Origin of the sequence: Sphingomonas radiodurans (genome assembly GCF_020866845.1) — a bacterium.
Classification (GTDB): domain Bacteria; phylum Pseudomonadota; class Alphaproteobacteria; order Sphingomonadales; family Sphingomonadaceae; genus Sphingomonas; species Sphingomonas radiodurans.
The window spans coordinates 1,712,889-1,726,404 of sequence record NZ_CP086594.1; the positions used below are offsets into that span (position 1 = coordinate 1,712,889).

Here is a 13,516-nt window from a genome sequence, read left to right on the forward strand (position 1 = left end):
AGCAGCAGCACCGTCACAGCGACAGATATGAGAACCGATCCGACGCAGCCCAAGCGGCGCGAGAAAAGAAAAAACATGGCATCTCCGCGAAATCCCCTGCGACCCAACGGCCGATGGACGCAGGAGTTCGACGGCGCACATGCAGCGATCAGCTCTCGATCATCTCGGTGATCTTGTTGGCCAGTTCGGTCATCACGAACGGCTTGGTCATCACTTCCATGCCGGGATCGAGCAACCCGTTGCCGACCGCCGCATTCTCGGCATAGCCAGTGACGAACAGCACCTTGAGATCGGGGCGAAACTGCCGCGCGGCATCGGCGACCTGGCGGCCGTTCATGCCGCCGGGCAGGCCGACATCGGTGATCAGCAGATCGAGCTTGGTATCGGATTGCAGGATCCTGAGCCCGCTCGGCCCGTCGTCGGCCTCGATCGCGGTATAGCCCGCCTCCTGCAATACCTCGACGATCAGCATCCGCACCGTCGCCTCGTCATCGATGACCAGGACGGTCTCGCCCGCGCCGGCTTCGGCGATGTCCTCGCCGGTCGGCTCGCCGTCATCGACCAGATCGCCACTGTAACGCGGCAGATAGATGCACATCGTCGTGCCGTGGTCCTGCTCGGTGTAGACGCGCACCTGTCCCCCGGATTGGCGCACGAAGCCGTGGATCATCGACAGGCCAAGGCCAGTGCCCTGGCCGATCGGCTTGGTGGTGAAGAACGGATCGAAGATGCGATCGATGATCGTGTCGGGGATGCCGCTGCCGGTGTCGGTGACGCAGATCGACAGATATTGCCCGGCCGGCAGATCGCGCTCGCGCGAGGCGCGGTCGTCGAGCCACTTGTTGGCGGTCTCGATCGTCAGCCGGCCGCCTTCCGGCATCGCGTCACGCGCGTTGATCGCAAGGTTGAGCAGCGCACTTTCCAGCTGTGCCGCGTCCACCTTCGCCGGCCACAGCCCGCCCGCGCCGACGACTTCGACCTTGATCGCCGGCCCGACAGTACGGCTGATCAGATCCTCCATGCCGAACACCAGCCGGTTTACGTCGGTCGGCTTGGGATCGAGCGTCTGGCGGCGCGAGAAGGCGAGCAGCCGCTGCGTCAGCGCCGCCGCGCGCTGCGCCGAGGTCTGCGCGCCGTTGATGAAGCGATCGAGTCCGTCGGTGCGGCCCTGCGACAAGCGGCGCTCGATGATCTCGAGGCTGCCGCTGATGCCGGCGAGCAGATTGTTGAAATCGTGCGCGATGCCGCCCGTCAGCTGCCCTACCGCCTCCATCTTCTGCGCCTGGCGCAGCGCCTCGTGTGCGTCGGCCAGTTCCGCGGTCCGCTCGACGACGCGCTGCTCGAGCGTTTCGTTGACGGTCTGCACTTCCTGAAAGAGCCGCGCATTGTCGATCGCGACCGCCGCTTGCGCCGCTAGCGCCAGGATCAGCCGCTCGTGCTCGTCGGTAAAGCGATCGGGCTCGGGGTGGCCGAACAACAGCCCGCCCAGCACGAGGCCGGTGCGCGAGACGACCGAGACGGCTAGGTAGCTGCGCACCGGCAGATGGCCAACGGGCATTCCGTGATGCGGCCCGAGATGGCCGTAGCGCGGATCGACCAAGATATCGCGCGACCGGATCACCCCTTCGTTGCGGAACGTCGGGCCGAACACGCCCGTCGCGCGCGGGCGGCCCAATTTGGTGAAGTCCTCGCGCGTCGCGCCCGACAGGGTGAACAGGTGCAGCCGCTCGCCCGTCTCGTCCATCACGTTGTGGAAATAAGATCCGTACTTTGCACCGGTCAGCTCCACCCCGGAATCGGTGACCATCTGGATCAAGCGTTCCAGATCCAGCTCGCCGGTCAGTGCCGCGCCGACGGTGTAGAGCGTCTCCAACGCATTGCTCTGTTCGCGTAGCGACTGCTCCGCGAGATGCGTTGCGGTGACGTCAAACCCTTCGCAGAAGATGCCGGTCACGCGCCCCGTCTCGTCGGTCACGGGTTCGTAGATGAAGTCGAGGTAGCGTTCACCGATCGGCGCGCCGGGATAGTCGAGTACGATCGGCACGCGCTCCGCCACGAACCGCTCGCCTGTCTGATAGACCTCGTCGAGCCATTCGTAGAAGCCCTGCCCCGCGAGTTCGGGGAATACCTCGCGGATGGTCTTGCCGACGAAGTCGCGCCGACCCGCCAGTTTGCAATAGGTTTCGTTGACGAATTCGAAGACGTGGGTAGGCCCGTTGAGGATCGTGATGAACCCGGGCGCCTGCTCGAACAGCCGGCGCTGCCGCGCCGCCGCCGCCTCGCGATCGCGCTCGAACAGAATGCGCTCGGTGGTCTCGTGCCCCTGGTTGAGCACGCCCTCGACCTTCCCGCTTTCGCCGTAGATCGGGGTGAAGCTGTAGTTCCAATAAGTCTCGCGCACCGCACCGCCGCGCATCATCGGTAGCAGCTGGTCAAAGGTCGCGAAGCCCTGCCCATCGCGCATCACGGCGGCAAATTGCGGCCCGACCACGCTCCAGATGTCGGACCATACCTCGTTCGCGGGCTGGCCGAGCGCCCCGGGATGACGCTCGGCCGGAATCGGCGCCCATGCGTCGTTGTACAGGAGCCGCAACTCCGGCCCCCAGTAAATCGCGGTCGGAAAGCTGGAATGGAGGCAGATGCTCAGCGCCGAGCGAAGCGATTGCGGCCAAGCCGTCGGCGCGCCAAGCGGCGTCCGCGCCCAATCATGCGCACGGATGAGCGCTCCCATCGTGCCACCTCCGGCGATGAAGGCGAGGTCGGGCGAGCCGTCGGATAGGGGTTCGGGCATTCCGGCTGGCATAGCGTCGCCCAGTCGGAAATGGGAAGCAAAGCTTGACTTATGTGATACGAATCATGGCGTTTCGCCCGCCTTTTACATCAAGGGCGCGAGCAGACCGGGCACGGTATCGGCCGGCGCCGGACGGCCGAACAGATAGCCCTGCGCGTATCCGCAGCCCTGCGCAGTGAGGTACCGCGCCTGTTCCTCGCCTTCGATGCCCTCCGCGACGACATCGATCTTCAGGCGCCGCGCCAGATCGATCATCGAATCGACGATCGCGGCATCCTCGGTCCCGTCGCACAGGTTGGTGACGAAGCTCTTGTCGATCTTGAGCACGTCCACCGGGAACGTCTTGAGATGAGTGAGCGACGCGAAGCCAGTGCCGAAATCATCGAGCGCGATCGTCACGCCCTTGTCCCGGAAACGCGCGAGCATGGCGCCGACGCGATCGGTGTCGCGATCGAGCAGGACGGTTTCGGTGATCTCGAGTTCGATCCGTTCATACGGCACGCCCCACCGCGCGAATGGCTCCAGGACACGTTCGACAAGCTGATCGTGCCGGAATTCGGCCGGCGACATATTGACCGCGATTCGGCCCGGATCGATCCCATCGTCGAGCCACCGGCGCAGATCGCGTGCGACGCACTCCAGCATGCGATCGCTCAGCCCCAGCGCGAGGCCGAAATCGTCGAAGGCGGGGGCGATCGTGTCGGGCCCTTGGATACCCAATTTGGCATGACGCCAACGCAGCAGCGCCTCGAACCCGACCACGCGCCGCGTCTCGAGCGACAGCTTGGGCTGATAGAAGGGCACCACCAGTTCGTCGCGGATCGCGATCCGCGCCATGTTGAGCATCGAGGCGCGCCGCTGGATCCCCGCGCGCATCACCGGCTCGAACATCGACAGTTCGCCACGCCGGCCGTTCTTGCCGACGTACAGCGCAATATCCGCCGATTTGAGCAGATCGGCCGCCGTCGTCCCATCGTTCGGATAGACCGACGCGCCCGCCGTTGCCTGCGTGTCGCACGCATAGCCTTCATGCTCGAACGGCTGGCGAAGCGTCTCCAGCGCCCGCTCGACCAGCATCGCAACCTCGTCGCGCGCGACGCCTTCGAGCAGCACCGCGAACTCGTCGCCGCCCAGCCGCCCGACGACCGCCTTATACCCGAACGCGCGCTTCAGGCGGTGCGCGAAGACGCGCAGCAGCACATCGCCGGCATCGTGGCCGATCGTATCGTTCACTTCCTTGAGGTGATCGACGTCGAGCAGCACGAGGCTGATCTGACTGCCGTCCTTCGCCCGCGTGATCGCCGCTTCGAGCTGTTCGGTGAAGAACGGGCGGTTGGCGATGCGCGTCAGTGCGTCGTGGCTCGCGGTCCAGCGAATCCGCTCCTCGGCGGTGCGCTCGTCGGTCACGTCGCGGATCGTGACCAGCACGCGCTCCAATTGGCCGGACGGCGCATGGATGCGCCAGCCGTCGGTACGCATCCAGCGCCGCGCGCCATCGTCGGCCCGATCGACCCGCAGGACGACCTCGAAGCGCGCGCTCGTGTCGCCAGCCTGCGCGGAGTCGACCAAAGCCTGGAGCAGCGGCCGATCCTCGGGCACCACCAGCGCCAGCGCGGTCGCGACGCTCGGCGTGACATCCGCGCGCAGGCCAAGCATCGACTTGAACTCGGGCGACCATTCGCGGCGATTGCGCACCGCGTCATAATCCCAGATGCCGAGCCCTGCGGCTTGTGCGGCGAGACGAAAGCGTTCCTCGCTGTTACGCAGCGCGGTTTCCGCTTCGCGACGGGCCGTGATGTCCGACACGATCGTGATGGTCGAGAGCGGACAGCCATCAGGATCGAGCACGAACGACACATGGACATTGCACCAGACGAACGAACCGTCCGGGCGAATATAGCGCTTCTCGATCTCGAACGGCTCCGCCAGTGCCAGTTGATCGCTATACTTCTTAAGTGATCGTTCGAGATCGTCGGGATGCGTGAAATGCTCAAACGGCACCCCCTCCAGATCCGCAGGCGAGCGCCCAACGATCGCGCAGAACGCATTGTTGACCAGCAACACGTGACGATCGAAATCGCGGTGCAGGATACCGACGCGCGCGCGACTGAGCACCGCCTCCAGCCCATCGGTACGTGCCCGGTCGGTGATCAGGCGCCGACCGGTCTGGCTGTTGCCAATCTGGTTGTCATGCCGCAGCGCATGCGCAATCACCTTCATGTCCCTTGCCGTAAGGCTCCCCACACCAGCCGGTGCGGCGCTGGTAAACAACTCTCTGGAAGGGAGGTGCCGCAACTCTTCTAATCCTCATCCAGCGCGGCGATTCGCGACACATCTGGCCTATTGCTGGCGCGCTTAAATATATATGAAACAACCAACTCGGTGCGAATTGTTGAAAAGGGGCAGCATCATTCCGGCTGTTCGATTGTGCAATCGCGGTCGTGGTCTGGCCGTTCGATGCCGCAATGGAACGCCGCCGAACCAGTCGCATAGGATACCTTGCCGTCCACGACCGCGCTTAATCTGCCAGTGACGCGATTCCGGCGGAACAACGCTTCGCCCGCGACGCTGTTATGCCATGCATGAGATCCCCTTACTTCACGTCGCCGGCATCTGCAGCCAGCCCGGGGGCACCGGGGCGTCGCGGCAATCGCCTGGCCGCGTTGAACACGGTCTCGCCTGAGAGATTTTTGACGCTATGGTTCAATCTATGTTGAAACACTTCGATCCCCTGGTTTCCACTGGCCCGGTCCCTTCCAGCCACTCCCACGTCAGCCTTGCCCCGTCGCTGGCGGTGCCCGATCTCAACCTCAAGGAAATCGCGCGGCACGTCGCGTCGTTTCGCGAACCGAGCAACGTGCGCGGTGCGGCCGAACTCGCCGTAAGTGCTGCGCCGCTCGCGGCGATGTGGCTGCTGATGTGGCTGACGCTGGACGTGCATTATGCGCTGACGCTGCTGCTGGCGGTGCCTGCGGCAGGGTTCTTGCTGCGGCTGTTCCTGATCCAGCACGATTGCGGGCACGGTTCCTTTTTCAAGGGGCGGCGGGCGAACGACTGGGTCGGGCGCATCATCGGCGTGCTGACTCTGAGCCCGTATGAATTCTGGCGTAGCACCCATGCGATGCATCACGCCGGCACGGGCAACCTCGATCGCCGCGGGATCGGCGATGTCGATACGCTAACCGTGCGCGAATTCGCCGATCTCGGTTGGTGGGGGCGGGCAAAGTATCGGCTGTATCGCCACCCGGTCGTGCTGTTCGGAGTCGGGCCGGCCTATCTGTTCTTCCTGCGCTATCGCTTGCCGCTGGGCCTGATGCGCGACGGCTGGCGGCCATGGGCCAGCACGATGGGCACGAATCTGTCGATCGCGGCGTTTGCGGCCGGGCTGATCCTGCTCGTTGGTATTAAGCCCTTCCTGCTCATCCAGCTCCCGATCACGCTGATCGCGGCAACGATCGGGACGTGGCTGTTCTACGTGCAGCATCAGTTCGAAGAGACGTACTGGCGCGAGAGCAAGGGCTGGGGCTTCCACGAGGCGGCGCTGTACGGCAGTTCGCATTACGCAATGCCCGCCGTGCTGCGCTGGTTCACCGCGAACATCGGCATCCACCACATCCATCACCTGTGCAGCGGGATTCCCTTTTACCGCCTGCCCAAGGTGCTTCGCGCACGGCCCGAACTGGCCACGATCAATCGGCTGACGATCCGGCAGAGCTTGCGTTCGGTGAAGCTGGTGCTGTGGGATGAACAGGCGAACCGGCTGGTATCGTTCCGGGAAGCGCGCCGCACGGCCTGAGCGCGCGCCGCCTTGGTTCGGCTGCGTCTATTGTTAATCGTACCGGCGGGGGTGGGGCGTAGCGCAAGCCATGCCGAACCCCGCGGTCAGCCCGCCTCACCTTTTTATCAACGGCAAATTCTATTCGGGCGCGACCAACGGCGTCCACCGCGTTGCAGATCGCTTGTTGCGCGAGCTCGACCGGCTGGCGGTTGAAGGCGCCGCCCCGGCGGGGTGGGACATGCGGCTGCTGCTGCCCAAGTGGGATAACTGGGCGCCGAGTTTCACGCACATCGTGCCGGTGCCGCAGCGTGCCGGCCATACGCAAGCCTGGGAACAGCTGATCCTGCCGCGCGTCGCACGTGACGGCGTGCTGGCGAGCTTCGCCAATCTCGCGCCCGCGCTCCATCGCAACAAGCTGACGATGGTGCACGACGCGCAATTCCGCCTGTCACCCGAAAGCTATTCGACCAAGCTGCGCTGGGGCTATCGCGCGCTGGTGCCGCGCGGCGCACGGACCAGCCGGATCGTGCTGACCGTCTCCGATTATGCCCGTGACAGCCTGGCGACGTTCGGTATCGCCGAGCCGGAAGCAACGCGCGTGATTCACAATGGCGCGGATCATATCCTCGAGACAGCGGCGGATCATGCGGTTCTGACGCGGCACGGGCTTGCCGCGCGGGGCTATGCGGTGATCTTCGGGTCGGCGGCGCGCTACAAGAACGTGGCGATCGTGTTCGAGGCGTTCGCGCGGAACGGTCTAGCGCATCTGCCGCTCGTCGTACTCGGCCCGTCGCGCGCAGCGCTGGCGGCACGAGGGCTGATCGCGCCGGCAGGAGCGATCTTCGCGAGCGGGGTCAGCGATGGCGAGTTGCGGGCGCTGTACGAGGGCGCGCATTGCCTGCTGTATCCGTCGCGCACCGAGGGCTTTGGCCTGCCGCCGGTGGAGGCGATGCTGTGCGGCTGTCCGGTCGTCGCCGCACCGGCCGGCGCGATCCCGGAAGTTTGCCGCGACGCGGTGATTTATGCCGGCATGGACGATGCGGCGGAATGGGAGGCTGCCGTCCTGGCGCTGGACGTGCCAGGGGTGCGCGCTGCCAAGGTCGCCGCCGGGCATGCGCGGGCGGCGACATTCACCTGGGCCGCCGCAGGGCGCAAGCTGGTTGCTGAGCTGACCGAGATCATGCCGCGTCGCGGCGCTGCGTAGCGCTGCACAGCTCGATGCCGAAACAGCGCTGCGCGAGATCCAGGATGCGTGCGGCGTGTCGCTCGGGCGACAGGAAGACGCGCATCGCCGCCCGCTCGCGTGTCGGCGCCGGATCACGCGCCAGCAATCCGGCGAGCTTCGCGGCAAGATCGCCCTTGATCCCCGGATCGAACGTCGCCCCACCCCCGAAGCAGGCGACGAGCTCGGCAGAACCGGCGCGCGTCGACACGAGCACGGGCACGCCCGCCGCCATCGCCTCGGGGACGATCAGACCCCAGGTCTCGTTCCACAGCGAGGGCAACACCACCACGCGACACGAGCGCATCGCATCCGCCATGGTCGCGCGCGCCTGCCAAGCGCGACGGACGATCCGCGCACCCTTCGGCGGATGCGCGGTCATCGATCCTTCGCCAACCAGCAGCCCCGACACATCGAGCCGCGCGATCGCCTCGAACAACTGGCCGACGCCTTTTTCGGGCTCGATCCGCCCGAAATAGCCGACATCATAGCGTGCGGGCGGCGCGGCCGGCGGGGCGGCTTCAGGCAGTACCAGCGGGTTGTGGACGATCACATGGCGCTCGTGTGGTAGCAGCGGCGCGGCGGTGTGCAGCGCGCCTTGCGACAAATGAAGGAACAGCCGCCGCTCGGGCGACCCGCGCGTCACGGCCTCGCGCGCGGCTTGGCGAAGCACGCGGCCGGCCTTGTGCCCGCGTCCTTGTCGATCGCAATCGGCCGCCAGGCAGCGCGCGCCCATCGGCTGGCGATCGCAGGGCCGCGCCTGCTGGAAATCGTAATAGGCGCCGTTCGGGCAGGGCCAGAAATAGTCGTGCATGTAGATCATCGTCGGGAAGCGGCTGAGCGCGCCCAGGGCGGCGGGGGACAGATAGCGCGTCCACTGGTGCAGGATGACCAGCGTCGTGGCGGGATCCTCATGGGCGAGTTCGCGCGCCATCCGATCGCCTGCGTCGCGATTGTAGATGGTGCGCAGCGCGCCGCGCGCGCCTTGCGTCCGCAAATCTCCGCCGCCCAGGCTGGCGAAGCGCGATCTCTCGATATCGGGCGCCGAGCCGAATCCGGCGACCACCCGCACGTCCGCGCCCGCCGCCCGAAGCGCGCGAAAGCTGTCGAGCGCGGCATGCCCCGCCCCGCCCGTCGCCGCGCTGTCTCCGCCGAGATAGTCGGACACGATGATCGCGCGGCCGTCAGGCATAAGCGGCGGGCGCAGGCTCTTCGCGGCGTTCAGCCGGCGCCGAATCGAGTTCGGCGTAGAGCGCGGCCAGTTCGATGTTCATGCGCTGCGCCGTGAACAACGTCTCGTAGCGAAGGCGGCCCGCTGCCCCCATCGCGCGCCATGTCGGCCGATCGTGCGCCGCCAGCGCCTTCATCAATCGTTCGGGTTGATTGGGCGGGATCAGATGCCCCGTCTCGCCTTCGACGACGATCTCCCGCAACCCGCCAACCGCCGATGCGACCACCGCGCAATTGCCGCGCATCGCCTCCAGCGCAACGAGCCCAAATCCTTCCCAGCGCGACGGCACTGCGACGACGTCCGCCGCGGCAATCTCGGTCGAGACCTCGGCAAGCGAGCGCCAGCCGAGATATTCGACCTGGTTCTGGCGCCGCCGCGGCTGCGCCGCCGGCCCTGCCACCGCGCGGCCGATCACGCGCACCGCGACCCGATCGTTGATCGGCTCGATCGCGTCGAGCAGCGTATCGAGCCCCTTCTGCTCGTCCAGCCGGCCGACGAACAGCACACGCACACGATCATCCTCCCATTTGGCGGGGCGGGCGGGCGGGCAATCGGCGATGCCGTTCAGCACCAGCGTCAGCCTTTCCGGCGCGATGCCGATGCGCAGCGCCTCCTGTCGCTCGTGCTCGGAAATCAGCACGATCCGATCGGCCAGCGGCGCGAGGCTCCGCTCGATGCGCTCGAGCACACGCTTCTTGATCGTCGGAGAGCGCCGATCGAACGCCCAGCCGTGCGGGCAATAGACGATGCCGAACGGCGCGCGCTTCCAGCCATAGAGGAGCCGGACGACCGCGCCGGCGAAGCTGGAATGCGCATGGACAATCGTCGGGCGGAACCGCTCGACCTCGGCGCGAATCGCGGCGGCGAAGCCCAGGACGCCGGTCATTGAACGATCCGCTCGGCGCCACGTGACAAGCTGGCGGCGATCGATCCCCGTAATGTGCGTGGCGTGCTGCACCGGCACCAGCGCGCGGACGTGATCGCTGCCGAAGCGTTCGGCCTGCCACGGCAGGATTTCGGCGAGATAGGTGCCGACGCCGCCCTTCGCGGATTCGGCGATGTGAAGGATATTCATACACTACCCATTGCTTCGCCTGCTCGACGTCTACGGGCCCGCCCGGCCGGCACCCGTGTCATTTGACGCATCGACTGGCGTGGCGATGTGGTCGGTCGGGGCATGGACGAGGGCAGTTACGCGAGGCCGGACGTGCGGCCGTTAGGCGCGGTGCCGCCGGCCGCGGCCCAGACGCTGTGGAGCGTTCAGGTGATGCGCGGGCTGGCCGCGCTGATGGTGGTGATCGGGCATAGCCAAAGCGCCGTCGGCGGGGTCGTTGCGGCGTCGGGCGGCACGTTCGCGCGGTCGACGATCGTGCCGTGGGGCGCGGGCGTGGACCTGTTCTTCGTGATCTCCGGTTTCATCATGGTCCATGCCTCGCGCACGCTATTCGCCCGTCCCGGTGCGCGGGCGGAGTTCCTGCGGCGGCGCCTCGTGCGCGTGGTGCCGCTCTATTGGCTGGTGACGACGCTGTTCCTGCTGCTGCTGTCGGCCGCTGCGCTGAAAGGCGGCGACGCGTTGCCCGGCGTGGGGGTGACCCTTGCCTCCTACGCCTTCCTGCCCATGGACACGCTTGGCGATGGGCAGCTGTTCCCGATCTACGATCTGGGCTGGACGCTCAATTACGAGATGTTCTTCTATGCGCTGCTGGCGCTGGTGGTCGCATGGCCGCGCGGCCGAGCTCTTTCGTATCTCGCCGTGATGTTGGTCGCGCTTGTGGTGGTTGGCAGCTGGGTGCCGACGGGGTCGGCACTGTGGTTCTGGACGCGGCCGATCCTGATGGATTTCGGGCTTGGGCTGGCAATCGGCGCGTTGCTCGCACGCGGCGTCGTTCTGCCGGGCGCGGCTCGCCTCGCACTGGTCGGCGCCGGGCTGATCGCGCTGCTGCTCGATCCTTTGCACGTCTTCGACGGGCGCGCCGGCGAGACCGTTGCCAACGCCTGGCCGCGCGTCTTCGCGGCTGGCGTGCCGGTCACCGCGGTGCTGGCCGGGGCGGTACTTGGCCGCGAGCCGGCGATGCCGCGGCTTGCGCGTCCCTTCGGGCGACTCGGCGACGCCTCCTATTCGCTCTATCTTTTCCACCCCTTCGCGCTGATCGTGATGGAGAAGCTGGCGCAGAAGCTGGCGCCGGTGCGTGACGCGCCGGGCTGGCTGCTCGTCATCGCGACGATCGCGGCTGCCGTTGCGCTCGGGTTCGTCGCGTACCGCTGGATCGAGCGCCCAATCACTGTCGCCGCCGCGCGCCGCACCTTATCCGACCGGAGATCCTCGCATGTCCCTGCTTCGTCGCCGCCTGAGCCGTCTCGCCGGGCGGCCCAGCCCCTTCAGCGCCGAGCCAGGGCTGGAAGCGATCTATCGTGACCTGTTTCGCCGCGAGCTAACGCAGCTCGGCGAGGAAGATCGCTTCTTTCCGATCGGCGGGGCCGCGAATTACAGCCTGCTGTATCTGATCCTGCGCATCGGCAAGGAATTCCGCCCTACCTCGGTGCTCGATATCGGCGCCGGACAAAGCACGCTGATGTGGTCGCTCCTCAAGAAGCACGGGCTGGTCGGCGATGTACTGACGCTGGAGGACAATGCCGACTGGGGCGCCCGGATCGGCGCGCAGGTCGACCACGAAATGCTCGTCACGCCGTTGCGCGCGGCGCGGATCGGCGGGCACACGGCGATGACGTACGATTGGGCCGCTGCGCGCGCCGGTCGGGGCTTCGACGTGATCTCGTGCGACGGCCCGCGCGGCACGCCGCGACATTCGCGATCCGGCATCCTGACCATGCTCGACGGCGATCTGCCGCCCGATTTCGCGCTGATCCTCGACGATGCCGAGCGCGATGGGGAGCAGGACACGATCGAAGCGGTGCATCACACGTTGCAGAAGGCGAAGGTCGATTATTCGGTCGGCGTGGTGCGCGCCGCCAAGACGCAGGCGGTGTTCGCGGCTGGTCGCTACGTGCCGGCTACGTATTTGTAGCAGGCTCCGACGTCCGGCCGAGCAGCACCGCTAGCGTGCGGCGGACGTGCAGGTGCTGCGCAGCATATGCGACGAGCACCGCCACGGCATAAGCGGCGGTTGCGCCGGCCCAGCCGAGCCAACTCGCCGAGCGCGCCTCTCCGACACCGACCACCGCAAGCACACCAAGCCCAGACGCGAGAAGCGCCGGCGCGATGGCCCCGGCCAGGCGTCGCAGCCCCAGCCCGGTCAGCGCCACCATCATCGCGATGAAGGCCAAACTGAGCAGGCTGACGACGACCGTATAGGCCTTCACCAGCGCCATCAGCCCGAACGGCAGCGCGAGCACAAACGTCGCGACGAGCAGCACCACGTTCACCACCGTCAGCACGAACTGCGCCCGCGCGCGCCCCGCCACCATCAGCAAGGCGCCATTGTACGACGCGATCGCCTGGAGCGCGCCAGCCGGGGCCAGCCAGGAGACGATCGCTGGCACCTGCGCCCAGCGATCGGAAAGCAAGGCGCGCATCGGGAACGCCAGCCCGAACATGAGGTATAGCATCGTCGGGATCACCAGCAGCGCGGTCGCCGACAGCACGCTCTCGACCATCGCCTGCGCCGCCGGCCCGTGCGGATCGCGATCGCGCAGCGTGGCGAGCAGGATGCCGCTCGTCGGCCAAGTAATCGCCATCAGCGGCGCGAGCATGAACTGATAGGACAGGCCGTACACGCCGACCGCGGCCGCCCCCAGCCAAGCGCCGATCAGCAGATTGTCGCTGTTGCGTGCGAAAAAGTTGAGCAGGTTGCTGCCCAGCACCCAGCCGCCGAACGACAGCAAGGTGCCGAGCCTGCCGAACTGCAGGTTGGGGCGCAATGTCGCGCGCACGTGCCAGCCGTAGGCGGCGAGGCGGATCACTTGGGTCAGCAGATTGTACAGCACCAGCGACCAGATGCCGGCGCCCGAGAAGGCCGCAACGACGCCGGCCACCGCCGCCACCGCGATCGCCGCCGCCTCGATTCCGGCGATCCGGGCGTAGCGCAGCTCGCGTTCGAGCAGCGCGCGCGGGGTGGCGGACGTGATCGACAGCAGCACGACACCGGCCATCGATGCCATCACCGGCGCGAGCCCCGCCATGCCGATCGCGCGCTCGATCGGCCACGCAGCGCCGATCAGCAACACGGCGCACACCAGCCCGCCCGTCATCATCGCGCCCAGCGCGGCGCCGGCCTCGTCGTTCGACAGGCTCGGCGCGCGCGTGATTGCGCTGGTCATGCCGAGGTCAGTCAGCATCGCTACCAGCACCAGGAACGGCGCGGTGAACACCACGAGACCGTAATCCCCCGGCGAAACGAACGCCGCGATGGCGATGTTCATCCCGAACTGGATGATGTTGCGATAGAGGCTGAGCCCCGACATCGAGAGGATGTTCTTGCCGAGCACGGCCTGCCCCCTGCGCCGGGGCGGCCGTGCCCCCTGCCTCATTTGACA

At 66.8% G+C, this 13,516-nt stretch carries 9 protein-coding genes; 4 read left to right on the top strand and 5 right to left on the bottom strand.

The features are described 5' to 3' along the window. Window positions 1-148: 148 nt before the first annotated feature. The gene (locus LLW23_RS08260) at window positions 149-2,791 is read right to left on the bottom strand and encodes an ATP-binding protein (protein ID WP_228948312.1); all 2,643 of its coding nucleotides are present in this window, start codon (window positions 2,789-2,791) and stop codon (window positions 149-151) included. A gap of 84 nt (window positions 2,792-2,875) precedes the next feature. After that, a complete protein-coding gene (locus LLW23_RS08265) occupies window positions 2,876-5,011 on the bottom strand; it encodes a putative bifunctional diguanylate cyclase/phosphodiesterase (RefSeq protein ID WP_228948313.1) in 2,136 nt (711 codons plus the stop codon). A 490-nt stretch (window positions 5,012-5,501) separates the two neighbouring features. On the opposite strand from LLW23_RS08265, the gene LLW23_RS08270 reads away from it, so the two are divergent. Then, entirely contained in the window at window positions 5,502-6,587 is a 1,086-nt protein-coding gene (locus tag LLW23_RS08270; RefSeq protein ID WP_228948314.1) for a fatty acid desaturase, read from the top strand. Between the two features lie 70 nt (window positions 6,588-6,657). Then, window positions 6,658-7,773 (top strand): glycosyltransferase family 4 protein, encoded by a 1,116-nt coding sequence (locus LLW23_RS08275; protein WP_228948315.1) that lies wholly within the window; start codon window positions 6,658-6,660, stop codon window positions 7,771-7,773. Here LLW23_RS08275 and LLW23_RS08280 read toward each other — a convergent pair. Then, entirely contained in the window at window positions 7,748-8,983 is a 1,236-nt protein-coding gene (locus LLW23_RS08280) for a glycosyltransferase family 4 protein (protein WP_228948316.1), read from the bottom strand. The two genes, LLW23_RS08275 and LLW23_RS08280, sit on opposite strands and share 26 nt — an antisense overlap. Then, window positions 8,976-10,097 (bottom strand): glycosyltransferase, encoded by a 1,122-nt coding sequence (locus tag LLW23_RS08285; RefSeq protein WP_228948317.1) that lies wholly within the window; start codon window positions 10,095-10,097, stop codon window positions 8,976-8,978. The genes LLW23_RS08280 and LLW23_RS08285 overlap by 8 nt, the downstream gene beginning before the upstream one ends. A gap of 102 nt (window positions 10,098-10,199) precedes the next feature. Here LLW23_RS08285 and LLW23_RS08290 point away from each other — a divergent pair, with 102 nt between their 5' ends. Further along, window positions 10,200-11,438, top strand: coding sequence for an acyltransferase family protein (locus LLW23_RS08290; RefSeq protein ID WP_228948318.1), 1,239 nt, complete (start codon window positions 10,200-10,202; stop codon window positions 11,436-11,438). After that, complete coding sequence (locus LLW23_RS08295) at window positions 11,350-12,048, top strand: hypothetical protein (RefSeq protein ID WP_228948319.1); 699 nt, start codon at window positions 11,350-11,352, stop codon at window positions 12,046-12,048. Before LLW23_RS08290 ends, LLW23_RS08295 begins: the two co-directional genes overlap by 89 nt. Here the strand turns inward: LLW23_RS08295 and LLW23_RS08300 are convergent. Continuing rightward, the gene (locus LLW23_RS08300; protein ID WP_228948320.1) at window positions 12,035-13,468 is read right to left on the bottom strand and encodes an oligosaccharide flippase family protein; all 1,434 of its coding nucleotides are present in this window, start codon (window positions 13,466-13,468) and stop codon (window positions 12,035-12,037) included. The genes LLW23_RS08295 and LLW23_RS08300 overlap by 14 nt on opposite strands. Window positions 13,469-13,516: the final 48 nt, after the last annotated feature.